Source organism: Kocuria sp. MNB10, from assembly GCF_054073685.1.
The window spans coordinates 1443444-1467073 of record NZ_CM133411.1; the positions used below are offsets into that span (position 1 = coordinate 1443444).

The following is a 23630-nucleotide window of genomic DNA, read 5'->3' on the forward strand; positions in this document are numbered from 1 at the left end:
TTGGCCGAACGGGTTGGCGCTTGCCGGAGGACCGGGTCACTCGCTCGTGAGCGCCTTGACGAACACGTCCTGGATATCCTCCGGGGTGCGGGCGACGTGCGAGGAGCCGCCCGTGGCCTCCGCGATCTGCTTCAGGACGTCCTCGTCCGCGTCCTTCGAGATGCCCACGGTGATGATGCGCACGGGGTTGTCCGGGTCCTGCTCGTCCTTGAGCATGGTGAGCAGGTTGTCGAGGGAGATGGAGCCGGGGTCGTGGTTCATGCCGTCGGTCAGGACGATCACCGTGCGCAGATGCCCGGGGGCGTCTTCGTGGAGCACCTCGCGGTAGGCGGCCAGGGTGGTGTCGTACAGGCCGGTGTAGCCGTCGGGGGCGTAGGTCAGGGACTCCACGTCCCGGGAGAGCTGGTCCCGCTGGGTGCCGCCGTCCACCGACGCGGAGAGCTCGCGCACCGGGGTGAGGGAGCGGTAGTCCTTGTCCCCGTCCAGGTGCCGCTGGAAGGTCCACAGGCCGAGGGCGTCGTGCTCGGGGAACAGCTCCACGGCGGTCGCGGCGGCGGCCTTCGTCAGATCCATGCGGGTGGAGCCGTCCTGGTCCACCTTCTCGCCCATGGACCCGGAGGCGTCGATCGCCACGAGTGCGTGGAACGGTTCCGCCAGGTGCTGCCACTGGGCGAGCGCCTGCTGCAGGGCGGCGTCGTCCGCGGTGGGGGCGTCGTCACCGGGGGTGCTCGCCACGAGCTCCGTGTCCGCGTTACGGGAGTGGTAGGCGTCCCACTCCGCGCGAGAAACCACGGTCGCGCTGCGCGGCGGGGCGCCGGAGGCCGCGCCCGCGGCCAGGGCGGGGCTCAGTGGGCTCGGGCTGGCGGTGGTCGCCGCGGTGGAGTGCTTGACGAGCTGCTCGAGTCGCTCGTCGGCACTGCGCACGGGCGCGGCGTCGCCCTCCGTGCGCGCACGGAATTTCAAGGCCTCGTCCGTGGCGGCCTTATCCGCGCGCCCGTTCTCGGCCTCGCCCAGCGCACGGGAGACCAGCTCGCGCGTGCCGGCGTCCTCCTGGGGGCGCCCCAGCTCCACGTTGCTGTCCTGCAGCACGGCGGACCAGGTGGTCGCGCTGGTCTTGGCGCGGGCGACGACGACGGGCTCCCCACCCGCCGTACTCGCCTCACCGGACGCGGCGCTCGAGGCCGCGTCCGAGGGTTTCTCGCTCGCGGCGTCGTCCCCGCGCGGGATCAGGAAGACGGCGGCGAGCAGCAGCAGGACGGCCACCAGGCCCAGGGCCAGCCAGGTCAGCAGCGTTCCGCTCGGCCCGCGGCGTTCGGCGCGGTGCGCTCCGCGGTGCCGGTGCGTTCCAGGATCGGTCATCTCGGTGTTCCCCCGTCTCGTGCGTCACGGCCCCTGCGGGCGGTGGTGCACAGCCAGCCCGCTGCCCGCAGTGATGCGGCCGCGGTGCGTCCCCACGCCGTGGTGAGGTGGCACACACGACGTCTTCCCCGGGGATAACATTACGAGGTTTCGACGACGCCGCGGCGGCATGACGCCGTTTGGCGCCGCCGCTGGGGCCGGGCCATCCCCCTGCCCGTGCAGACCACCCGGCCCGACCGCCGGGTCAGCCCAGCACGGCCCGCAGGTACGGTGCAGTGGCGCTGTCCGGGTGCGCCGCGACGTCGGCGGGAGTGCCCGCGACAACCACCCGCCCGCCGTCCGAGCCGGCACCCGGGCCCATGTCGATCACGTGATCGGCCTGGGCAACCATGCGCATGTCCAGCTCGGCCATGACCACCGTGTTGCCCGCGTCTGCCAGCCCCTGCAGGTGGTTCATGAGCCGGTCGCTGTCCGCGGGGTGCAGTCCGGCGGTGGGCTCGTCCAGCACGTAGAGAGTGTCCCCGCGCGAGGCCCGCTGCAGCTCGGAGGCGAGCTTGACCCGCTGCGCCTCCCCGCCGGAGAGCTCGGTGGCGGGCTGGCCCAGCCGCAGGTAGCCGAGTCCCACGTCCCGCAGCACGCCCAGGGTGTGGTGGACGGCGTCCTCGCCCTCGAAGAACGTGTGCGCCTCGTCCACGCTCATGGCCAGCACATCCGCCACGGAGCGCTCCCGCCACAGTACCTCCAGGGTCTCGACCTTGTAGCGGGTGCCGTGGCAGTCCGGGCAGGGTGCATAGATGCTCGGCAGGAACAGCAGCTCCACCATCACACTGCCCTCGCCCTCGCACGTGGGGCAGCGCCCGCCGGCCACGTTGAACGAGAACCGCCCGGCCTTGTAACCGCGCCGTTTCGCCTCGTCCGTGGCGGCGTAGAGCTTGCGGACGGCGTCGAACAGCCCGGTGTAGGTGGCCACGTTGGAGCGCGGGGTGCGCCCGATGGGCTTCTGGTCGATCACGACGACGCGCCGCACGCTCCCCGGCAGGGAGACCACGTGCCCGCGCACGTCGTCCGCGGCGTCGTCGGCCGTCAGCAGGTCCGACTCCGGGTCCCCGGTGATCTCCGTGTCCTCCTGGCCGCCGTGGCCCAGCCGCTCGCGCACCAGCACCGGCAGCGCCTGACTGACCAGGCTGGACTTGCCCGAGCCGGAGATGCCGGTGACGGCGGTGAGGCACCCAGCGGGGAGGCTCACGTCCAGACCGCGCAGGTTGTTGCGCGTGACGCCTTCGAGCTGCAGCCACCCCTGCGGCGTGCGGGGCTCGCGCGCCTCTGTCGACGGCGCATGTTCGGCGAAGAGGTAGCGGCGCGTCGCGGACTCGGGAACTTCCGCGAGACCGCTCGGCTTACCGCTGTAGAGCACCCGCCCGCCGCGCTCGCCGGCGTCCGGGCCGATGTCCACGAGCCAGTCCGCCTCGTGGATCACGGTCAGGGAGTGCTCCACCACGAACAGGCTGTTGCCGCGGTCCTTGAGTCCGTGCAGGATCCCGATGAGCGCGTCCAGGTCCCGGGGGTGCAGACCTGCGGAGGGCTCGTCGAGCACGTAGACCACCCCGAAGAGCTGGGAGGAGAGCTGGGTGGCCAGCCGCAGCCGCTGCCGCTCACCTCCGGAGAGCGTGGGCGTGGTGCGGTCCAGGGAGAGGTATCCCAGGCCCAGGTCGATCATGGGCTGCAGCCGCGCCACGAGGTCCGCGGCGAGGCGCTGCGCGGCGGCCCGCTTCTCCACGGAGAGGTTCGGGGTGCGCCGGACGTCCGGGGCGGCGTCATGCGAGGCACCGCCCTCCGCGACCCGCGAGGCGGTGGAGGCGGCGCGGGTCTCGGCGTCGAGCACGTGGTCTTCCAGGTGCTGCGCCTCGCCGGGGGTCCAGTCCTCGGCAGTCACGGAGCGCGCGATCTCCGCCAGGCGCGCGAGCGGCAGGTGCGAGAACTCGGCGATGTCCAGGCCCTCGAACGTCACGGACAGGGACTCGTGCTTGATCTTCTTGCCGTGGCACTCCGGGCACAGCTCGCTCGTGAGGTACTGGGCCGCGCGCTTCTTGGTGCTCGGGCTCTTCGCGTTGGCGAAGGTGTCCAGCACGTAGCGCCGCGCTCCGACGAACGTGCCCTGGTACGTGGGCTCCACACCCTCCTGCTGGGCCCTGCGCGTCTGGTTCGGGGTGAGACCGCGGTACACACCCACCGTGGGGCGGTCCTCGGTGTAGAGGATCCAGTCCCGGTCCTTCTTCGGCAGGTCCTTCCAAGGGGTGTCCACGTCGTAGCCCAGGGAGACCAGGATGTCCCGCTGGTTCTGCCCCGCCCACGCCACGGGCCAGGAGGCGACGGCGCGCTCACGGATGGTCAGCGACGGGTCCGGGACCATGGTGTCCTCGGTGACCTCGTAGACCCGCCCGATCCCGTGGCACGTGGGGCAGGCGCCCTGCACGGTGTTCGCGGAGAAGTCCTCCGCGTAGAGCATGGCCTGTTCCGGCGGGTACCAACCGGCGCGAGAGTACAGCATCCGGACCAGGCTCGACAGCGTGGTCACGGTGGCCACGTCCGAGCGCGCTCCGCCCCCGCCGCGCTGCTGCTGGAGGGCGACGGCGGGCGGCAGCCCCTCAATCACGTCCACGTCCGGGACACCCGCCTGGTCGATCAGCCGGCGCGCGTACGGCGCCACGGACTCCAGGTAGCGTCGCTGCGACTCCGCGAACAGCGTGCCGAAGGCGAGGGACGACTTCCCCGAGCCGGACACCCCCGTGAACACCACGATGGAGTCCCGGGGCAGGTCCAGGGAGACGTCCCGGAGGTTGTTCTGGCGCGCGCCGCGCACCACCACGCCGTGCTGCCAGGATGCGGTGCCGTTCTGTTCAGTAGTCACCTGGTCCACGCTACCCGGGGGTTCCGTCAGGCGGAGCGGGCCTGCCCTTCGGCGGTGTCCGGCATGGGGGACGACCAGCCATACAGCGTCCTCAACACCGTCGACATCCCCGCGGGCGCCGCATGACCGCCCATCACCACGGGGCGCGGTCGAGTACTGCTCGAACGCCCCGCAGAGCGACCCGGACCGGGGCTGCGCTCGCCCCGATTGAGCACTATGGGATGGACGTGGACTTCGAGCGCACGGGTATTCTCAACCCGGCCGTGGAGCCTTACCGGGTGCAGTGGCTGAACAAACCCCATGCTGAGGACGGTTCCAGCGTCTTCCTGGATGAGCGCGCGGTGCGTGGGCAGGTCCACTCCCCACATACCTCGCCGGGCGGCGGAGGAAGCGGGCGTGTGCCATAGGCCACCCCGCCACACTGGCCCGGGTGGTCGCGGAGCTGGGTGGCGAGATCCACGAATACAGCCGCGTGACCGAGCTGGACACCTCGGGTGACGGCGTGGTGGCCCGCACCGACGCCGGGCTCGTGGGGGCGCCTCGTGCCGTGCTGGCCACCAACGTGTTCCCGTCCCTGCTCGAGCGCGACAGGCTCAAGACCGTCCCGGTCTCCGACTACGCGCTGATGACCGAGCCGCTCACCGACGGGCAGCTGGACTCGATCGGGTGGCGCAACAGGCAGGGCCTGGCGGATCTGGCCAACCTACCGGCCCGGCGGGGGTCGGCGGTCCTGAAGCGGTCAGAACAGGAGCACCAGCACCACGATGACCGCCACGATCACTGCGAACACGATGGCCCAGTTGCGGGCCACGTGGCGGTCCTCGGCCCGGGTCTGCTCGCTGTCCGGGTCCCGGTCCGCGTACCGGTCGCTGCCCACGCCGTAATACAGCTCGTTGGTGGACGGTTCGCGCGGGGGCACCGGCGGTCCGTGGCGGTCGGGCGAGCCCGAGGGACCGGCCGGGTGGGCGGCGTCGTTCCCGTCCTGGGACTCGCCGCCGGTGGGACGTGCCGAGAGGCTGCCCGGCTCCCAGATCTGCCGCGGTGCGTTGGCGCCGGGGCCCGCGATCGAGTCGCGCACGGGCACACCCTCGCCCGGGTAGCGATGTCCGGGCCGGGAGGGCTCGTCCAGCTCGTCCTCACCCAGCATCTCGGAGGCCGGGATGCCGGTGGTCGTGACCGCGGGGCCCTGCGAGCCGACGGGCCCCTGCGGCGTCGGCATCGAACCGGGCGCGGACGACGCCGCCGCTCCGCCGTCCCGGGGGTTGTCCGCCGCCGCGCGCAGCACCTCCGAGAAACGGGCCAGTGGCTCCCGCTGCGCGGGTGCCGCGTCGTGGGCGACCTGGTCCGCGCGATCCGCGACGGAACGCAGCACTGCAGCGTCGGACAGCCCGAGATCCCGGGCCGCCATGGCGAGTTCGAGGGGCGGGTGAGAAGGGTTTGCGGTGGTGGCCCACTCCAGCAGGCCGGTGCGGACGGGGGAGGACAGGGATTCCCGCAGGGCGGGCTGGAGCGCCGGGACGTCCGCGAGCGCGAGCAGTTCGGACGGCGGGGTGCTGCCGTAGCCGTGGGCGGCCTGGTCCAGCGGGCCGCGGTGGCCGAAGAGGGCGGCGAGCATGGCGGCCGCCGCGTACCGGTCCTCCACGGTGCGCACGTCTGAAACGCGGCGCATCAGTTCCGCCTGGGCAGGGGAACCCGCCTGGCGGACCGTGTCCAGCAGTGCAGGGTCCGCGCGCACCAGCCGCGCCGGTTCCTGCAGGGCCCGGGCGAGCTCCGGATCCAGTGAGTCACTCATGACGTCCGCCTTTCTCAGTCGTGGGGAAAGCCTACGGGAGGTCGAGGGCGCGGTGCGGGGCTAGGGTGATCGACTGTGACCCGCACCCCATCCGCGCCGACGCGCAAGGCCCCCGGAATCCTGCTGGCGGTGCTCATGGCCGCGATGGCCGCCGGGCCGGTGTTCAACTACGGGGTGGGTGCGCTGAGCGCCACCATCGTGGAGAGCTACGGGATCACCGAGGGGCAGTATGGGTTCATCATCACGGCGGTGTTCGTGGTAGCGGGTCTCGCGGCGCCGCTGCTGGGAGTGCTCGCGGACCGCATTGACACCCGCGTGCAGCTCACCCTGATCTTCGGGGGTGTGCTGGTGGCGTTCCTGCTCAGCGCCACGTGGCAGTCCTACGCCATGCTGCTGGTCGCGGCCCTGATTGCGGGTCTCGCGCAGTCCTTTTCCAACCCGGTGACCAACCGCATCGTCGCGCAGCGCGTGCCGCTGGCCCAGCGCTCCGCGTGGATGGGGTGGAAGCAGTCCGGGGTGCAGGTGGGTCTGCTGGTCGCGGGCCTCACGTTCCCGGTGGCGGGCGCGGCGTTCGGGTGGCGGGGTGCCGCGCTGTTCGGCGCGCTGCTGTGTGTTCCCCTGCTCGTCACGGGGTGGACCGTGGTCACCCGGCTACAGCGCCGCGTCCGAGAGAACACCCCGACGACGCCGCCCGCTCCCTCTCCCGTCGCGCCCTCCGCCGCGGCGTCGTCGGGGGCGCTGCCGCCCGCGGTGTGGCTGCTGACGCTGACGTCCTTCCTCAACGCGGTGGGCACGCAGGGCGTGAACGTGTACGCGTCCCTGTTCGCGGTGCGGGCCATGGGGTACACCGTCACGGTGGCCGGGTTGCTGCTGGGCATGATGGGGGTGATCGGGATCGGAAGCCGGATCGGGTGGGGCCGGGTGACCGGCAGGCTCGGCAGACCCGCACCGCTGATCCAGGTCATGAGCCTGGGCGGGATCGTGGGGCTCGGGCTGCTCGTGCTCGCGGAGACGACGCAGCAGCACTGGCTCATGTGGCTGGGCGTCGCCTTCCACGCCGCGCTGCCGCTGGCCGCGAACGTGGTGATCAACTCGGGGATCGTCGCCGCCGTGTCCGGGGCACGGATCGGTGTGGCGTCCGGACTGGTGGCCACCGGGATGTACCTGGGCTTCGCGCTGGGGCCCGTGGTGGTGGGCCAGCTCGTGGACCTCACGGGGGCGTTCACCGCCGGATGGGCCGCCGTCGCCGGGGCGTACGTGCTGTGCTTGGTGGTGGCGCTGGTGCTGGGGCGGGTTACTGACCGTCCAGTTCCTGGAGCCTGAGAAGCAATTCCTCCACCAAGAGGACGAACGATTCTGCTACCTCCCCTGCGTCGTCATCGGCGGCGTGCGCGGCCAGCTGTGGCAGGAGCGAGTTAGTGTCGGCAGAGCGCGTTGCCAGGAACGAGATTGCCTCGCGGGACTCACTGTCGGCTTCGGGAGAGCTGCGGTGGATCATGAACCTGTCAGCGAGAGGCGCAGTTTCTGTGGCGTACAAGAGACGAAAAATATCCAGCGAATCTTTGGCCTTGATGCGGTTCCGCTCGCCCGCCTGCATTGCCTCGTGGCGTTCCTTGATTTTGATGCACTTGGCCACGATTAGCGCAGCCGGAGACGCCACTAAGACCTGCGCCCTCCGAAAGTCTCGAGGGCTGAGGGCCTCGATGGTGCGCAATTCATTGTCGATGAGTGCGGGGGCCAGCCCACGGCCCCGTCTGGCCACGAAACTTTCGTGCGGTGGGATCTTGGCCGAACGGCGACCCTTCCCTGCCTGGTGCTCGGACACCATGAGGTCGACGGCTATGTCATTGCTGCTCAGCCACTGCCCAGGATTCCCACCGGGGCGGCGGGAGAAACCGTGCGCTGTGAGGGTCGCGGCGATTTCAGGTGTGGGGTCTAGCCTGTTGGCATCTAGGGCTAGGTCTGCGTCCGTGGTCATGACGGCGACGGCAAGTTCACCCTCCCCCGTCCACTCGTAGACGGCCTGCGCCCCGATGAGGATGATGGTTGAGCTGTGATCGCGCAGTGCGATAAGCGCGTCGATGAGTGCGGACCTGGCCATGACATATTCGACGGGAGCAGTCATTTGAACCTCCAAGACGTGCCGGTCTCTCCGCTGATCCAAGGTCGGCCGTCGTCTGGCAGCCGTTCCATCACTTGGTGCGCCAGGTCGGCTTCTCGGCCACCACTGGACTGGAGATCCACCAGAACCTGTCCCGTGGGCGCAAGTCTGAGTTCCGTCCGGGGCGAGACCCACCCCTCCTCCATAAGTCTGCCGTCCATGGGGGCAGCCAGAAGAACGTTTGCTCGCGCTCGCTCCCCGCGTCGCAGCCCCAGATCTTCGGCGAGAAGGAGTGGGTCTGCGGTGTATGCCAGGACGCGTTTTGCGGGGACCACGGCAGTGGTTCCCTCCGGCAGCAGGGCACGTCCTGCATGGACACCACTGAGCAGAACATCCTCTCTGCCGTGCAGCATCGTCAAGGCATGCTCCGGGCCCCTGGGGTCAAGCAGGGAGAGGGGGTGCCGATTGCCGGAGAGGAAGCTGTAGTCCTGCGCCCATCGGTAAATAAGTTCCCGGCGATGGATTGACTGAATCCCCCCCCGGGGGGTCCGGGTGATGATGCCTTCTCTTGTCAGGGTGGGTAGGAGCTTGGCAACTGTGCCGGGGCTGACACTGCATGCCAGGGCAAGCTCTCGCACACCGAGGGGGGCATCAGAGGTGATCAACTGTCGGAGGACGCGGGAGGTTGAGGGGCCCGTGAGGCGTTGAATTGTCTCATCACGTACCCAAGGTGCCCGGGTGGCCCCGGGGTGCGTCATGAGAATCGCGGGATGGCTGGAGACGATACGGACCCATCCCGTGGTGTCCACGCTATTGATGCCCAGTTCCTCCAACCGTCCACGAACGGAGGGGGGTATGTATTCCGCGAACAGTGCTGGTTCCCCGCCCGCCATGGAGGCATAGTGCGAAACCTGGTTGGCGACCTGGGAGAGCAGCTGACCACCTACCGAACGTTTCACCTCTGTGACCAGTTTGAGCGGTTCTCCGGCGGGGGGCGTGATGGTGACGATCGCATCCGGGCGAACAACGCGCCCGCCGCCGTCTGTGCCACCGAAGCCCACGCGGCGCGGTTCTTGCTGGGCCTCTATGTCCCACGAGCCAGGCAGGAGGGATCGAAGCAGCCCCGTGCACTCACGCAGGAGAACTGTTTCTTCAAACTGCTCGTTTCGCATATTGCGAAACTTAGCATATGAAGAAACAGTAGTCGCGGGTTCGTGGCGTCAATCTTGGCCCGCCCATCCTTCTGGATCCTGCCAAGCTGCTGCGTCTGGTTCGTTCGCCGGCTCCGTGGAAGAGCTGGCGCCAGGGCGTGCTGAACCCCCGGTTCGTGTGGTGCCATGGACCCATGAGCTCACCGCGCACGGACCTCGCCCAGACCCTCCGCCGCCTGGACGGCAGCAGCTACGGCGCCTACAAGCAGCTCAAGGGCTCGTGGCGGCTGGGGGATGCGGAGCTGATCGTGGACCGGGTGCAGTCGGACCCGTACGCCCCGCCGTCCCTGGCCCGGATCCGGGTCAGCCTGTCCGACACGAGGATCCCGCCCGAGCTGATCGCCACCCGGGACGCCCGCGTGGCCGCCGGGGACTTCCTCACCCGGGAGTTCGCCCGGGCCGCCCGGGACCTGGGTCCGCGCGGCGGCAAGGACTCCGGTGGCATCTCGATCCAGCGCACGGGCCAGGAGATCCTCGAGCGCTCCTCCGTGATCGTTCCGAATCCCGGGAACGCGGTGGATCCCGCCCCGGCACGCGAGTCCGGGATGCGCCGTGCGGGGGACGCCGGAACGGTGGACCGGGGGCGCGGAGCCGGCCGTGCGGCGTCGTCGGAGACCGCTGACGCGGGAGCCGTGGAGGTGCGCTGCGAGATCGCCCTGCCCGCCGCGGGCCGCCGCATCAAGGGCCATGCCGCGCACCGGCTGCTCACCGAGGTGCTGCCGGGCGTCGTCGAGCGCGCGCTGCGGTACGAGAACCTGGACGCCCGCGCCCTGCAGGCCCACGTGACCTCCCACCTGGACGCCCAGCACCTGCGGGAGCAGCTGCCGCAGCGTGGACTCGTGGCGTTCGTCGCGGACAGCGCCGTGCTGCCGCGCGCCTCCGGGCACCGGGACGAACCGCTTGCCCGGGGCGCCGTCCCGTTCGAGACGCCTCCGGAGCTGCGCGTGGAGCTCGAGCTCGAAGACGGGTCGACCGTGAGCGGCATGGGGATCCCCGAGGGCGTCACGGTGGTCGTGGGTGGCGGCTACCACGGCAAGTCCACGCTGCTGCAGGCCCTGGAGCGCGGGGTCTACAGCCACGTGCCTGGCGACGGCCGCGAACGCGTGGTCACCCTGCCGAGCGCCATGTCCGTGCGCGCGGAGGACGGCCGGGCCGTGAGCAACACGGACGTCTCGCCGTTCATCAACAACCTGCCCACCGGCGCGGACACCCGCGACTTCAGCACGTCCAACGCCTCCGGCTCCACGTCCCAGGCGGCCGCCACTGTGGAGGCCGTCGAGGCGCAGGCGGCGGTGCTCCTGCTGGACGAGGACACGTGCGCCACCAACCTCATGGTGCGGGACGAGCGGATGCGGGCCATGGTTCCGGGCGAACGCGAGCCCATCACACCGTTCGTGGACCGCGTGGGGGCCCTCTACACGGAGCGTGGGGTGTCTTCGATCCTGGTCACGGGTGGCTCCGGGGCGTTCCTGGACGTCGCGGACCTGGTGATAGCCATGGACGCCTACCGCGCCGTGGATGTCACCGACCGCGCCCGGCAGGTGGTGCGGGACTTCCCGCGCCCCGAGGACATGCGTCCTGCGGCATCCTTCGGGGAGATCCGCCCGCACGTTCCTGGCGGCGCCCCGGAAGCGCCCGGCACGGTCCCGGTCGAACGCGGTGCCACCCTGTCCGGACCAGGTGCCGCGGGGCACGACGTCTCCCGGTCCGGTCCGCGCCATGGCGCCGCCCAGCGGGGCGGCAGGGACAAACCCGCTCGAGCTCGCGGTCTCGACACCATCCAGTGGGGCCGCGAGGACGTGGACCTCTCCGCTCTGAGCCAGCTCGTGGACCCTTCGCAGACGGAAGCGATTGCGCGGCTTCTGGAGGAGGTCGAGCGCACGGCCGACGGCCGCACTCCTCTGACCGAGCTGGTGGACGCGGCCCTGGAACGGGTGGTGCGGGACGGACTGGATGCCCTGGCCCACCACCGCGGCCACCCGGGCCATCTGGCCCTGCCCCGTGCGCAGGACGTGGTGGCGGCCTACCACCGGGTGCGCCGATGAGGGGCAGCGCGTGATCCCGGCAGCGGTGTGCGTCCCCTCGTACGGCTGCTCCCTCGGGGCGGAGGAGGGGCAGAAATCCGCGGCGGTGGAGCGCCGGCGGTGCACAGGCCGAGACTCGCGGAGGAGAAGGGGAGGAGAGACGCGCAGGTGGGGAGCGACGTCGTCCGGGGTTAGTTATCCACCGCGCGGCGAATGTCCTCCAGCGAAGTCAGCTCGCCCGCGTTGATGCGTTCGCGCACCGACTCGTACTGCTCCTGGGAGGACGCGAACGGGATCTCCCGCCCCTGGGCGTCCAGCAGGCGGCCGTCCACGAACTGGTCGCCGTCCTGCAGTGCGCCAGCCTCGCGCGGGGAGAGCACCCGCAGCCCCACGGTGTTCATGCCCATGGCCTCGGTGGTGCGCCGGCTGCGGCCCATCTCGTTGAAGAAGAAGTTCAGGACCAGCGCGGCCACGGCGGCGGACGAGATGCCGGAAGAGAAGATGATGCCCACCCAGTCGGGGAACGCGTCGTAGAAGGTGGGGACCACGATCGGGACCATGCCGAAGGACAGGGAGACGGCCACGATGATCAGGTTCATGCCGCCGCGGTAGTCCACACGGGCCAGCGTGCGGATGCCCGAGGACATCACGGTGCCGAAGAGCACGAAGCCCGCACCGCCCATCACCGGCAGGGGGATGGCGGCGATGACCTGGCCGAGCACGGGCAGCATGCCCAGCAGCACCATGAACACGCCACCCAGGGCCACCACGTAGCGGCTCTTGACCTTGGTGATCGCCACCAGGCCCACGTTCTGCACGAACGCCGTCTGCGTGAAGGAGTTGAACACCGGCGCCACGGCGGAGGACAGCATGTCCGCGCGCAGCCCGTCCGCGATGCGTGCCGAGTTGATGCGCGAGCCCGTGATCTCGGACAGGGCCAGGATGTCAGCGGTGGTCTCCGCCATGTTCACCAGGATCACAATGCCCATGGCCACGATCGCCGCCATATGGAACGTGGGTGCACCGAAGTGGAACGGGGAGGGCAGCGCAACCCACGGCCCCTGCCCCACGTGCGAAAAGTCCGCCATGCCGGTGGCCCACGCCACCACGGTGCCCACCACGATCGCCACCAGGATGGCCAGCCGTGACAGCACCGCTCCGCCGAACTTGGACAGCAGCAGCACGGCAAGCAGCGTGACCCCCGCCAGGGCGATGTTGCCCAGCGAGCCGTAGCCGGGTGCCTTCTCGTCCCCGCCCATGGACCACGACGCCGCCACGGGCACCAGGGTGATGCCAATGGTCGTGATGATGGACCCCGTGACCACGGGCGGAAAGAAGCGCAGCACGCGGGCAAAGAAGGGGGCCACCAGGAACCCGAAGGCGGAGGCCACCATGATGGAGCCCATCACCGACTGGATGCCGCCCCCCGTGGCCAGCACGGACAGCATCGTGGCGATCCCGGTGAAGGAGACCCCCTGCACGAGCGGCAGCTGGGAACCGATCCGCGGCAGCCCCCACGCCTGCAGGAACGTGGCGAACCCGCCCACGAACAGGGCGGCGGCCACGAGCAGGGCGGTGGTGGCGGCGTCGTACCCGGCGGCACTGGCCACCACGAGCGGCACGGCGATCAGACCGCCGTACATGGTGAGGATGTGCTGCACGGCGTACGCCACGGTGCGCCCGGCGCCGAGCCGTTCGTCCTCGGGGCGGGACCCCCGCTCGTGGGAAAGGGCGGGTGATGCGCTGCTGGGCATGAGGATCCTCGATCGGGGCAGTCGTGAGGGGACACAGAAAGTGTAGGCGGGCGCGGCGCGTGCAGTGCCCGCCGCGCAAAACCGACTACCCTACGGGAATGGCCTTTCACGCGGACTCCACCGAACTGGACAACAAGGAAATCCTGACCTGGGAGGGGTTCGGGACCGCCACCCGGGAACTCGCCCAGCAGATCGTGGACTCGGAATTCGTCCCAGACATCATCATCGCGGTGGCGCGCGGTGGTCTGCTGCCCGCCGGGGCACTGTCCTACGCCATGGGCGTGAAGCTCTCTGACGCCGTGAACGTCGAGTTCTACACGGACGTCCACGAGACCCTTCCGGACCCGGTGCTGCTCGCCCCCATGCTGGACACGGACTCCATCAGCGACAAGAAGGTGCTGGTCGTGGACGACGTCGTGGACTCCGGACGCACCCTTTCCCTCGTGCTGGAGCTGCTGCGCGGCTATGGCGCCGAGTGCCGCTCCGCCGTGGTCTACGAGAAGCCCCGCTCGGAGGTCCGTCCGGACTTCTCCTGGAAGTCCACGGACGAGTGGATTGTCTTCCCGTGGTCCGCGCAGGAGCCGGTGACCAAGCAGGGCTGATCCGCCCGTCGGCGCCGCCCCGCGCGCTGCAAAAACTCAGCAGGTGCCGTCTACCGAACAGTAGATGGCACCTGCTCCGTTACAGCACGCGATTGCGGGGGGGGGCGGGGCGTGGGGGGTCTGGTGCGCGAGGTGCTACTTCTTGACCCGCTCCCACACCAGCCCGGCCGTGGCCTCCGCGATGGCCCGCTCCTCGTCCGTGGCCACCACGAGGACCTCGATTGCGGAGGTCTCCGCACTGATGCGGGCCACGTCCCCCCGGGGGGCCTCGTTGAGCGTGGGGTCCAGGGTGATCCCGAGCGCGCCCAACTGGTCGCACACCAGGGCGCGGAACTTGGGGGAGTTCTCGCCGATGCCCGCCGTGAAGATCAGCGCGTGGGCTCCACCGACTGCCACGTGGTAGCCGCCGATGTACTTCGCCAGGCGGTAGGCGGCCATGTCCAGTGCGAGCTGCGCCCGCCGGTCCCCGGAGCTGGCCCGCTGCGCCACGGCCCGCATGTCCGAGTCCCCGCAGACGCCCTGCAGACCGGACTCGTTGTTGAGGATTCGGTTCATGTCCTGGGCGCTCATCCCGGGGTTGCGCTCCAGCATGGCGGTGACCACGGAGGGGTCCAGGTCCCCGCTACGGGTGCCCATGACCAGTCCGGCCAGGGGGGTGTAGCCCATGGAGGTGTCGTAGGAGCGGCCCTCGCGGATGGCGGTGGCCGAGGCGCCGTTGCCCAGGTGGGCCACCACGGTGTTGAACTGTTCCCGCGGGATGCCCAGGAACTCGCAAGCCTTGCCGGTCACGTAGTCGTGCGAGGTGCCGTGGAAACCGTAGCGGCGCATCCCGTGTAGCTCGTACCACTGCTCGGGGACGGCGTAGCGCCATGCCTTCTCGGGCATCGTGCGGTGGAAGGCGGTGTCGAACACGCACACCTGGGGCATCCCCGGATAGGTCTTCTGGATGGCCCGCAGTCCCAGGGCATGCGCGGGGTTGTGCAGCGGTGCCAGCGGGGCCAGCCGCTCGATCGCCCGGATGATCTCGTTGTTCACCAGCACGGGGGCGGAGAAGCGCTCGCCGCCGTGCACCACGCGGTGGCCCGCGGCGTCGATGGTGCGCCCGCCGAGCTCTTCGTCCAGGCGACGTGAGAGGATCTGCAGGGCCTGGGTGTGGTCCTTGACGTCCGAGGTGCCGATGTTCTCGATGAGCCCCTTGGCGATCACTTCACCGCCTGCCATGCCCGCGGTGGCCGTGGCGAGGGGGACGTTCTCGTTGATCGCGGGCATGGAGGAGGTGTACACGCTGGGCTCGGAGCCCTCCGGTGTGACCTCCCGCACCTGGTACTTGATGGAGGACGAGCCGCAGTTGACGACCAGTACGAGCATGGTGGTTTCCCTTCGGCGGCGCGCGGGCCGCGGTTGCCAGTGGCGGAGTTCGGGGTTGACGACGCCGCTGCGTCACCAACGCGGACACGGCGGCCCCGCGCGCGGGGCCGCCGTGTCGTCACAGCGTTTGTGCTTGGATCGCGGTGATCGCGACCGTGTTGACGATGTCGTCCACGGTGCAGCCGCGGGAGAGGTCGTTCACGGGCTTGCGCAGCCCCTGCAGCACGGGGCCCACGGCCACCGCGCCCGCGGACTGCTGGACGGCCTTGTAGGTGTTGTTGCCGGTGTTCAGGTCCGGGAACACGAACACGGTGGCCTGCCCCGCGACGTGCGAGCCCGGCAGCTTGGACCTGGCTATCGAGGCGTCTACGGCAGCGTCGTACTGGATGGGCCCCTCGACCTCGAAATCGGGGTGGGCCTCGCGCACGAGGTCGGTCGCGGCGCGTACGCGCTCCACGTCCTCCCCGGAACCGGACCCGCCGGTGGAGTAGGAGAGCATGGCCACGCGCGGCTCCACTCCGAACTCCCGGGCGGTCTGGGCGGAGGCGAGGGCGATGTCCGCGAGGGCCTGCTCGTCCGGGTTGGGGTTCACGGCGCAGTCGCCGTAGACCAGCACGCGGTCCGCGAGCAGCATGAAGAACACGGAGGAGACGATGTGTACGCCCTCGCGGGTCTTCACGAATTCTAGGGCGGGGCGGATGGTGTTGGCGGTCGTGTGGGCCGCTCCGGAGACCATTCCGTCCACGTCCCCCATCTGCACCATCATGGTCCCGAAGTAGGAACCGTCGGTCATCCGTTCGAGGGCCTGTTCCTTGCTCACACCCTTGTGGGAGCGCAGTTTCACGTACTCGTCGGCGTATTTCTCGCGCAGTGCGGCGTCGTGCTGGAAGTCGACGACGTGCAGACCCTCGGCGTCGAAGTCGAGATCGATGCCCTCCGACTGTGCGAGCGCCCGGACGCTCTCGGGTTCGCCCAGCACGGTGAGGTCGCAGAAGTTGCGGCGGTGGATCATCTCCGCGGCGCGCAGGATGCGGGGGTCGTCACCCTCGGGCAGCACGATGTGCTTGCGGTCCGCGCGCGCGGATTCCACGAGCTCGTGGAGGAAACGCAGCGGCGTGCGCTTGACGGGTCGCGGCAGGGAGAGCCGGTCGGAGAGTTCGTCGCTGTCCACGTACTCGGCCCACGCGCCGCGCGCGGCGGCGATCTTGCGGGAGTGGGCGCCGGCCAGGGTACCGCGCGTGGTGCCCACGGCCTCCGCGGTGGAGAACGTGTCCTGGTCGGTGGTCAGCACGGGGAACGGCGCCGCGGCCAGCAAGGACGCGACCGCGCCCTCGGGGCGGAACCCGCCCGTGAGCAACATTCCCGCGGGCACGGGCAGGGTCGAGGCGAACGACGACGCCAGGGTCGCAGAGACCACGTCCGTCCGGTCCCCGGGGGTGATCACCAGATCCCCGTCCGCGATCTGGTCCAGGAAGTTCCCGGCGGTCATCGCGGCCACCTTCACGGCCTTGATGTCGCGGTCCAGGGACGTGGAGTTGAAGTCCGTGCCGTAGCCCTGGGCATCCACGAGCTCGGCGACGGTGGGGTTCGAGATCGCGGGGATCTCCGGGATCACGTACGCGGGGAGGTTGTGGTTGCCGGGCTTGGCCTCCCGGCGGATCTGCTCCGCCTGCTCCGGGTCCGCGCGGTTGACAATCACGGCGTAGATGTCGCACCCGGCCTGGCGCAGCTCGGTGCGGGTCACGTCGATCGCGTTGAGCACGTCCTTCACACGCCCGGACTCGTGGGCTCCGATCACCGCGGCCACGGAGCAGCCCATGTTGTTGGCCAGGCGGGCGTTGAGGTCGAACTCGGCGGTGACAGCGTTGTGGGCCAGCAGGTCGGTGCCGTCCACGACGATCACATCGCACTCCAGCGCCATCTCGGAGTACACGGCCATGGCGGCGGAGTCGAGGTCGTCGTGCTCACCGGAGGCGAGGATCTCGCGGCAGCGCTCCAGAGACACCGCGCCCCGGCACCGGGAGTCCGGGAGGTCGAAGGTGCGCTTCATGAGCTGCAGCACGGGATCCTCCTCGGGGGAGGTGCCGTCGAACACCGGGCGGAAGAAACCCAGGGCGTCCGTGCGCTTGAACATGGTGTCCGCGAGGCCCAGTGCCACCAGCGTCTTGCCGCTCCGCGGTGTCATGGCGGAAATGTAGATGCCCTGCGTCATGGAACGAGCTCCCTCACGGTCGACCGGCTATACGTCCCAGTCTAGGGAACCCGCCTCCGACCACGAGTCGTCCCACCGGGCTGGTTTCGTACGAAAATCGCATGAACAGGCGGTGTGCGGGCCTCGGGGCCGACGCCGAGGGAACACATTGTGGCGGGGGTCGCGCTCGCCCGACACCGGTGCGAGACTGGGTCCATGTTGGTTGCCTTCTCAGTTTCCCCCAGCGGCGGGGACAACCCGGATGCCTCCGTCCACGACGCGGTGGCCGCGGCGGTGCACGTGGTGCGCGAGTCCGGGCTGCCCAACCGCACAGATTCCATGTTCACCACCATCGAGGGTGAGTGGGACGAGTGCATGGCCGTGGTCAAGGAAGCCACGGCCGCGGTGGCCGATTACGGCCCGCGTGTGTCCCTCGTGCTCAAGGCGGACATCCGCCCGGGGCACACCGGTGAGCTCGCGGGCAAGGTGGAGCGCCTCGAGTCCGCCCTGCACACCCACGAGCTCGGTAGGTCCCAGGAGCGGCGCGGGATCACGACCGGTGACAAGTAGCGGCCTCCCCACCCTGTGCGTGTCCAGCGGCGAGCGCGCGGGTGAGCACGAGCGGGCGAGCACGCGGGTGACGTCACACAGGTGAGCAGGAAGAACCGGAAGAAGGGCACGGAAGCGGGTGGCGCGGCGTCGTCGTCGGATGCTCCGGGGCTCGTGGAGCGCACCTGGACCACGGACACCGGGACCGTGGAACTGCAGCGGGATCCTTACGTCCCGGGGGCGTGGTTGCTGCGCGTGAACGGGGTGCCGTCCTCGCACATCGTCCCGGACCGCCCGGACCAGCTCGAGTTCGAGTACATGCGCTGGTTCTCCACCGTGGTCGAGGAGCATGTGAACACGCACCTGAATCCCACCTCGCTGCGGGTCCTGCACCTGGGCGGCGGCGCGTGTTCCATGGCCCGCTACCTCGCGTGGCGCTATCCGCAGGCACGCCAGGTGGTCGTGGAGTTCGACGCCGCTCTCACGCGCCTCGTGCGCGAATGGCTCGATCTGCCCCGCGCACCGCTGCTGCGGATCCGCGCGGGCGAGGCCCGGGAGGTCACGGAGACACTCACGGAGGACTCGCGCGACGTCGTGCTGCGGGACGTCTTCGCGGGGGAGCAGACCCCGGGACACCTGCGCACGGTGGAGTTCACCCGGCACGTGGACCGGGTGCTCTCCCCGGACGGGATCTACGTGCTGAACGTGGGGGACACTCGCAACCTCAAGGGCACACGCGCGGAGATCGCCGCGTTGCTCGAGGTCTTCGAGCACGTGGCCGCCGTCGCGGATCCCGCGATGCTCAAGGGCCGCCGCTACGGCAACGTGGTGCTCGCGGCCTCCCGCGCCGCCCTGCCCGCGGCCGGTTCCGCCGACGCCGCCGCGCTCGCCAAGGAGCTACTGGGCGGTTCCCTGCCCGCGCAGTACAAGGACACCGCGTGGTGCCGGGAGTTCGCGGGGGATGCCCAGCCGTGGCACGACAAGCCCGCGGATCCGGTCCCGATGCCCTCACCCGGCAACGGTTCCGAGGCGTGACCCGTCACGGCACCCGCGGGGGCTGAGCGCGGAATGGCGCGAGTGGCGTCGTCGTCAGGAGAAGGGCGGTGTCAGCGGGTCCAACCCTCTACGACGCCGATGCCGAAGAACAGCACGAAGGCGAGCGCCACCACGTACATGAGTGGGTGGACGTCCTTGGCGCGGCCCTGCACCAGGCGGATGAAGACGTAGGAGACGAAGCCCGCGCCGATGCCGTTGGCGATCGAGTAGGTGAACGGCATGACGGCGAAGGCCAGGAACGCGGGGACGGAGACACCCCAGTCGCTCCAGTCGATGTGCACCACGTTGCGGGCCATCAGGAAGCCCACGACCACCATGGCCGGGGCCACGGCCTCGAAGGGCACCACGTTCACGAGCGGGGTGAGGAACATGGCCGCGAGGAACAGCACGCCGGTGACCACGTTGGCAAGACCGGTGCGGGCGCCCTCGGCGATACCCGTGGAGGACTCCACGAAGATCTGGTTCGAGGACACGGAACCGGTACCGCCGGCCACCGCGCCCAGCGCGTCGACGAGCAGCACGCGGTCCACGCGTTCGATCCGTCCGTTCGCGTCCACGAGACCCGCTTGTTGGGACAGGCCCACCATGGTGCCCATCGCATCGAAGAAGATGGAGAGCAGGATCGTGAAGATCAACAGGGCGCACGCGATGACCCCGAGCTGACGGAACGCGTCGATGGGCGCGGCCGCACCGATCAGGGACAGGTCCGGTAGGGCGAACAGACCCTCGGGGTTGGCGGGTACCACCAGCGACCAGCCGTGAGGGTTCTCGGTCGCGGACCCCGCGGGGGAGACCGCTTCCAACACGTGCGCCAGGATGGTAGTGAGCACCACGGAGATCAGGATCCCGCCCTTGACGTTGCGCACCACGAACGCCACGGTCAGCAACAACCCCACCACGAACGTGAGCGTGGGCCAGCCGAACAGCTGACCGCCGTTGCCCAGTTGCACGGGAACCGTGGTGTGGGCGGCGTCCGGGATCCGCCGCACGAAGCCGGCGTTGACGAAACCGAGCAGTGCGATGAACAGCCCGATCCCCACCACGATCGCGGTCTTGAGGGAGTCCGGCACGGCGTTGAACACGGCGGTGCGGAACCCGGTGAGCACCAGGATCACCATGATCACACCGGCCCAGATGACCAGACCCATGACCTCGGGCCATGTGAGCCCCGGGTTCGTGGCGATCGTCACGGCCAGGAACGCGTTGACGCCCAGACCCGTGGCCATGCCGAACGGGGACTTGGCCCACAGCCCCATGAGGATGGTCAGCACGCCGGCCACGAGTGCGGTCATCGCGGCGACACGTTCACCGCCCAGGATGTTGCCCGCGCCGTCCTCGCCGTAGCCCAGCACGAGAGGATTGAGCACCACGATGTAGCTCATGGCGATGAACGTGGCCACGCCACCGCGGATCTCACGGCCCACGGTGGAGCCGCGACGGGTGATCGAGAAGTAGCGGTCCAGTCCGCCTCGCGGTTCGGTCCGGGTGGCTGGCGGAGTGCTTGACGACATGGGGATCCTCACGGACGGCTGGGCAGGGAGCACCGACAACGGCGGGGGTGTTTGTGTAGAAATACTACGTCGACGCCGCTCGCACCCTCCGCAGATGCTCGTTCGTCCGCCCGTGTTTAGGCACTAATGAGTTGATGTCACTACCGTGGAGGCAGTCCCCGCAAGCACGTGAGACACGCGTGCGCGTCGAAAGGAATTCCGTGACAACTTCCAACACCCAACGTCCGCTGCGCGTGGCCGTGATCGGCGCAGGCCCGGCCGGCATCTACGCCGCGGACATGCTCACCAAGACCGAGGCGGTCCGTGAGGGTGAGCTCGAGGTCAGCGTGGATCTGTTCGACCGTTACCCCACCCCGTTCGGGCTCATCCGCTACGGCGTGGCCCCGGACCACCCCCGGATCAAGGGCATCATCACGGCGCTGCGTTCCATCCTGGACCGCGGTGACATCCGGTTCTTCGGCAACGTGGAGTACGGCAAGGACATCACCCTCGGGGAGTTCCTGACCCACTACGACGCCGTGATCTTCGCCACGGGTGCGGTCAACGACGCGCCGCTGCAGATCCCCGGCGCGGACCTGGACGGCTCCTACGGCGCCGCCCGTTTCGTGGCGTGGTACGACGGCCACCCCGACTACCCGCGCACGTGGCCGCTCGAGGCCAAGGAGATCGCGGTGATCGGCAACGGCAACGTGGCCCTGGACGTGGCTCGCGTGCTGTCCAAGCACGCCGAGGACATGCTCGTGACCGAGATCCCGGGCAACGTGTACCAGGGGCTGCGCAAGTCCCCCGTCACGGACGTACACATCTTCGGCCGCCGCGGTCCCGCCCAGATCAAGTTCACGCCGCTCGAGCTACGTGAACTCGCGAAGTCCCGTGACGTGGACATCGTGGTCTACGACGACGACTTCCAGTTCGACGAGGCCTCCGAGAAGGCCATGACCGAGAACAACCAGATCAAGGTCATGATGAAGACGCTGCAGAAGTGGCGCGAGGACGATTCCCCCAAGACGGCGTCCCGTCGCCTGCACCTGCACTTCCTGCAGACCCCGGACGAGATCCTCGGGGACGAGAACGGCAAGGTCCGCGCGATCCGCATGGAACGCACCCGGCTCAACGGGGACGCCTCCGTGACCGGCACGGGCGAGTACACCGAGTTCCCCGTGCAGGCCGTCTACCACGCGATCGGGTACCTGGGCTCGCCCCTGCCCGAGCTGCCGTTCGATCCCGAACGCGGGGTGATCCTCAACGAGGAGGGCCGCGTGATCGAGGCGGACGGTTCCCCGGTTCCCGGCGTGTACGCCACGGGCTGGATCAAGCGCGGCCCCGTGGGCCTGATCGGGGCCACCAAGTCCGACGCCCTCGAGACCGTGAACCACATCATGGAGGACCGCGCGTCCCTCGCGGATCCGGATCACCCGCAGCCCGAGGCCGTGGTGGAACTGCTCGAGGACAAGGGCGTTCAGTACACCACGTGGGACGGCTGGCTCGTGCTGGACGAGTACGAACAGAGCCTGGGGCAGTCCTCCCACGACGCCGAGGGCAACCCCCGCGAGCGCGTCAAGGTCGTGGAGCGGGACGAGATGATCTCGGTCTCGCGCGAGGGCGTCGCCAAGTAGTCACGCGCCCGCGCTCCAGCGGCCCGCACCCGGGTTCATGACACCGGGTGCGGGCCGCTGCCGTTCCCGGGGCCGGGTCGACGACGTCGCACGGGCCGGTGCCGCCGTCGCCATGCCGCACGGGTCGGGTTCACGACGCCGCGCCGGCCGGACCTGGACCCCCGGCACCGCGCGAGTGGGGCGGCCCGAGGGCTCAGACCCCCAGCACCTCCCGGGTGTGTTCACCCAGCAGCACACCGTCCGGGTCGAGCTCTGCACGCAGCGCGAGGAACTCGTCCCAGTGGGGATAGCTCGGCGCGAGGTCCGCGGCGGCACGGGTGTGCAGGGTGGCCCAGTGGGGGCGCCCGCCGTGGGCCACGAAGATCTCCTCCGCCGCGCGGAAGAACGTCTTGTGGGGGCGTTTGCCGTACTGGCGCAGGTTGATCCACCCCGTGTACCGACCGGCCGCGGGAGAGAGGTAGCCCTGCTCCGGCGGGGAGCAGCGCACGATCACGGGGAAGGTGAGTTTGTACCCGTCGCGATCCACGAGTGCCTTCAGCTCCCGGAACGCGGGGACGGTGGCCTCGAGGGGCAGGGCGTACTCGCTGGCCACGTAGTGCACCGGTCGTGAGGCGGTGAAGGCTCGGTAGGAGATGTCCGTGTAGCGCCGGGAACTCACGGCCATGGACCCGATCTTGTTCAACCCGCCCACGGTGCGGGGCATCATGGTGCCCACGCGCCCCAGTCCGGCGGACAGTGAGGTGCGCAGAACGGCATCGTCCGTGCGGCGCAGTGCGCGGGAGATCGGGGAGGCGGGGCTCGTGTAGGTCGTGGAGAGCCGGTGCAGACGGCTCATGACGCGCGTGTGGGCCACGGACGTGCCGGGCATCCACGAGAACTCGAAGTGGTCCGCGCCGGACATCCGTTCCTGCAGTGAGTCCACGAGACCCGCGACGGGTTCGCGGAACTCGGCGCAGTGCAGGCGGAACGCGCTCACGCAGCGCAGCGTGACCGTGAGGACCACGCCCAGCACGCCCAAGTGCACGCGAGCGGCGCGCAGCAGATCGGGGCGGTGGGTCTCGGAGCACTTGATCACGTCCCCGGAGGGCGTGGCGAGGCTGATCCCGATCACCTGGTCCCCCAGGGAGGGCTGTCCGAGCCCCGTGCCGTGGGTCCCCGTGGCGATCGCGCCCGCCACGGTCATGTGGGCGCAGTCCGACAGGTTGGCCAGGGCCAGTCCGTACTCCTCCAGGATCAGGTTGAGCTGGTGCACCGTGGTGCCCGCGAAGACCGTGACCTGCTGGCGGTCCTCGTCCACGCTCGCGAGTCCCGTGAGCAGGGAGGTGTCCAGGCGGACCCCGTCCGTGGGCACCAGCGGGGACCAACTGTGGCCGGAACCGGAGGGCCGAACGCTCAGCCCCGCGGTCGCGGCTTCCTCGAGCACACGCAGCACCTGGTCCGAGTCCTCGGGGCGCACGGTGGCGCCGGGTCTGCTCCGGAGATTGCCACCCCAGGAATGCCATGCGGCGCTCTTCACCTGCGCCGTCATGGCGGGCGGGTGTGCTGATCCGCGTGTGCTCACGGTTCGTCTCCGTTCCGGGGTCCCGTG

General features: G+C 69.8%; 16 protein-coding genes. 6 read left to right on the forward strand and 10 right to left on the reverse strand.

Annotated features, from left to right (window positions below):
* Positions 1-36 precede the first annotated feature (36 nt).
* The 3 genes from ACW9PK_RS06480 to ACW9PK_RS06490 all read right to left on the reverse strand — a co-directional run bounded on the left by ACW9PK_RS06480 (position 37) and on the right by ACW9PK_RS06490 (position 6059).
* Complete coding sequence (locus ACW9PK_RS06480; RefSeq protein WP_457015355.1) at positions 37-1359, reverse strand: VWA domain-containing protein; 1323 nt, start codon at positions 1357-1359, stop codon at positions 37-39.
* A gap of 244 nt (positions 1360-1603) precedes the next feature.
* Complete coding sequence (locus ACW9PK_RS06485) at positions 1604-4267, reverse strand: excinuclease ABC subunit A (protein ID WP_457015356.1); 2664 nt, start codon at positions 4265-4267, stop codon at positions 1604-1606.
* Between the two features lie 739 nt (positions 4268-5006).
* Positions 5007-6059 carry a hypothetical protein gene (locus ACW9PK_RS06490; protein WP_239316977.1) on the reverse strand — a complete coding sequence of 351 codons (1053 nt, stop codon included), beginning with the start codon at positions 6057-6059 and terminating at the stop codon, positions 5007-5009.
* A gap of 75 nt (positions 6060-6134) precedes the next feature.
* Between ACW9PK_RS06490 and ACW9PK_RS06495 the strand changes: the two genes are divergently transcribed.
* On the forward strand, positions 6135-7382 hold the full coding sequence (locus ACW9PK_RS06495; RefSeq protein WP_457015357.1) for an MFS transporter: 1248 nt from the start codon (positions 6135-6137) through the stop codon (positions 7380-7382).
* On the opposite strand, the gene ACW9PK_RS06500 is transcribed toward ACW9PK_RS06495, so the two are convergent.
* Together ACW9PK_RS06500 and ACW9PK_RS06505 are read right to left on the reverse strand one after the other, a co-directional pair.
* Positions 7354-8184 carry a hypothetical protein gene (locus ACW9PK_RS06500; protein ID WP_085106765.1) on the reverse strand — a complete coding sequence of 277 codons (831 nt, stop codon included), beginning with the start codon at positions 8182-8184 and terminating at the stop codon, positions 7354-7356. The two genes, ACW9PK_RS06495 and ACW9PK_RS06500, sit on opposite strands and share 29 nt — an antisense overlap.
* Positions 8181-9332 carry a helix-turn-helix domain-containing protein gene (locus ACW9PK_RS06505; protein ID WP_457015358.1) on the reverse strand — a complete coding sequence of 384 codons (1152 nt, stop codon included), beginning with the start codon at positions 9330-9332 and terminating at the stop codon, positions 8181-8183. The genes ACW9PK_RS06500 and ACW9PK_RS06505 overlap by 4 nt, the downstream gene beginning before the upstream one ends.
* A 173-nt stretch (positions 9333-9505) precedes the next feature.
* Here ACW9PK_RS06505 and ACW9PK_RS06510 point away from each other — a divergent pair, with 173 nt between their 5' ends.
* Positions 9506-11416, forward strand: a complete 1911-nt coding sequence (locus tag ACW9PK_RS06510) for a P-loop domain-containing protein (protein WP_457015359.1) — start codon at positions 9506-9508, stop codon at positions 11414-11416.
* Positions 11417-11586: 170 nt separating this feature from the next.
* Here the strand turns inward: ACW9PK_RS06510 and ACW9PK_RS06515 are convergent, their stop codons facing one another.
* Positions 11587-13149 (reverse strand): nucleobase:cation symporter-2 family protein, encoded by a 1563-nt coding sequence (locus tag ACW9PK_RS06515; protein ID WP_167317948.1) that lies wholly within the window; start codon positions 13147-13149, stop codon positions 11587-11589.
* Between the two features lie 98 nt (positions 13150-13247).
* On the opposite strand from ACW9PK_RS06515, the gene ACW9PK_RS06520 reads away from it, so the two are divergent.
* Positions 13248-13751 carry a phosphoribosyltransferase gene (locus tag ACW9PK_RS06520; RefSeq protein ID WP_064846448.1) on the forward strand — a complete coding sequence of 168 codons (504 nt, stop codon included), beginning with the start codon at positions 13248-13250 and terminating at the stop codon, positions 13749-13751.
* Between the two features lie 135 nt (positions 13752-13886).
* Here the strand turns inward: ACW9PK_RS06520 and ACW9PK_RS06525 are convergent, their stop codons facing one another.
* Positions 13887-15119, reverse strand: coding sequence for an acetate/propionate family kinase (locus ACW9PK_RS06525; RefSeq protein WP_457015360.1), 1233 nt, complete (start codon positions 15117-15119; stop codon positions 13887-13889).
* A gap of 118 nt (positions 15120-15237) precedes the next feature.
* Positions 15238-17331 carry a phosphate acetyltransferase gene (gene pta, locus ACW9PK_RS06530; RefSeq protein WP_457015361.1) on the reverse strand — a complete coding sequence of 698 codons (2094 nt, stop codon included), beginning with the start codon at positions 17329-17331 and terminating at the stop codon, positions 15238-15240.
* A 195-nt stretch (positions 17332-17526) separates the two neighbouring features.
* Between pta and ACW9PK_RS06535 the strand changes: the two genes are divergently transcribed.
* Both ACW9PK_RS06535 and ACW9PK_RS06540 read left to right on the forward strand, forming a co-directional pair.
* Complete coding sequence (locus tag ACW9PK_RS06535) at positions 17527-17880, forward strand: thiamine-binding protein (protein WP_064846451.1); 354 nt, start codon at positions 17527-17529, stop codon at positions 17878-17880.
* An 81-nt stretch (positions 17881-17961) separates the two neighbouring features.
* Positions 17962-18894, forward strand: coding sequence for a spermidine synthase (locus ACW9PK_RS06540; protein WP_457015362.1), 933 nt, complete (start codon positions 17962-17964; stop codon positions 18892-18894).
* 71 nt (positions 18895-18965) lie between these two features.
* On the opposite strand, the gene ACW9PK_RS06545 is transcribed toward ACW9PK_RS06540, so the two are convergent.
* Entirely contained in the window at positions 18966-20426 is a 1461-nt protein-coding gene (locus ACW9PK_RS06545) for an NCS2 family permease (protein WP_186317157.1), read from the reverse strand.
* A gap of 134 nt (positions 20427-20560) precedes the next feature.
* Here ACW9PK_RS06545 and ACW9PK_RS06550 point away from each other — a divergent pair, with 134 nt between their 5' ends.
* A complete protein-coding gene (locus ACW9PK_RS06550; RefSeq protein WP_370520556.1) occupies positions 20561-22042 on the forward strand; it encodes an FAD-dependent oxidoreductase in 1482 nt (493 codons plus the stop codon).
* 193 nt (positions 22043-22235) lie between these two features.
* On the opposite strand, the gene ACW9PK_RS06555 is transcribed toward ACW9PK_RS06550, so the two are convergent.
* The gene (locus tag ACW9PK_RS06555; protein ID WP_457015363.1) at positions 22236-23570 is read right to left on the reverse strand and encodes a D-arabinono-1,4-lactone oxidase; all 1335 of its coding nucleotides are present in this window, start codon (positions 23568-23570) and stop codon (positions 22236-22238) included.
* Positions 23571-23630: the final 60 nt, after the last annotated feature.

Coding starts and splice junctions, on each gene's coding strand:
- ACW9PK_RS06480 (WP_457015355.1), bottom strand. CDS start 1,359: ATGACCGATCCTGGAACGCACCGGCACCGCGGAGCGCACCGCGCCGAA.
- ACW9PK_RS06490 (WP_239316977.1), bottom strand. CDS start 6,059: ATGAGTGACTCACTGGATCCGGAGCTCGCCCGGGCCCTGCAGGAACCG.
- ACW9PK_RS06500 (WP_085106765.1), bottom strand. CDS start 8,184: ATGACTGCTCCCGTCGAATATGTCATGGCCAGGTCCGCACTCATCGAC.
- ACW9PK_RS06505 (WP_457015358.1), bottom strand. CDS start 9,332: ATGCGAAACGAGCAGTTTGAAGAAACAGTTCTCCTGCGTGAGTGCACG.
- ACW9PK_RS06510 (WP_457015359.1), top strand. CDS start 9,506: ATGAGCTCACCGCGCACGGACCTCGCCCAGACCCTCCGCCGCCTGGAC.
- ACW9PK_RS06515 (WP_167317948.1), bottom strand. CDS start 13,149: ATGCCCAGCAGCGCATCACCCGCCCTTTCCCACGAGCGGGGGTCCCGC.
- ACW9PK_RS06520 (WP_064846448.1), top strand. CDS start 13,248: ATGGCCTTTCACGCGGACTCCACCGAACTGGACAACAAGGAAATCCTG.
- ACW9PK_RS06525 (WP_457015360.1), bottom strand. CDS start 15,119: ATGCTCGTACTGGTCGTCAACTGCGGCTCGTCCTCCATCAAGTACCAG.
- pta (WP_457015361.1), bottom strand. CDS start 17,331: ATGACGCAGGGCATCTACATTTCCGCCATGACACCGCGGAGCGGCAAG.
- ACW9PK_RS06535 (WP_064846451.1), top strand. CDS start 17,527: ATGTTGGTTGCCTTCTCAGTTTCCCCCAGCGGCGGGGACAACCCGGAT.
- ACW9PK_RS06545 (WP_186317157.1), bottom strand. CDS start 20,426: ATGTCGTCAAGCACTCCGCCAGCCACCCGGACCGAACCGCGAGGCGGA.
- ACW9PK_RS06550 (WP_370520556.1), top strand. CDS start 20,561: ATGTCACTACCGTGGAGGCAGTCCCCGCAAGCACGTGAGACACGCGTG.
- ACW9PK_RS06555 (WP_457015363.1), bottom strand. CDS start 23,570: ATGACGGCGCAGGTGAAGAGCGCCGCATGGCATTCCTGGGGTGGCAAT.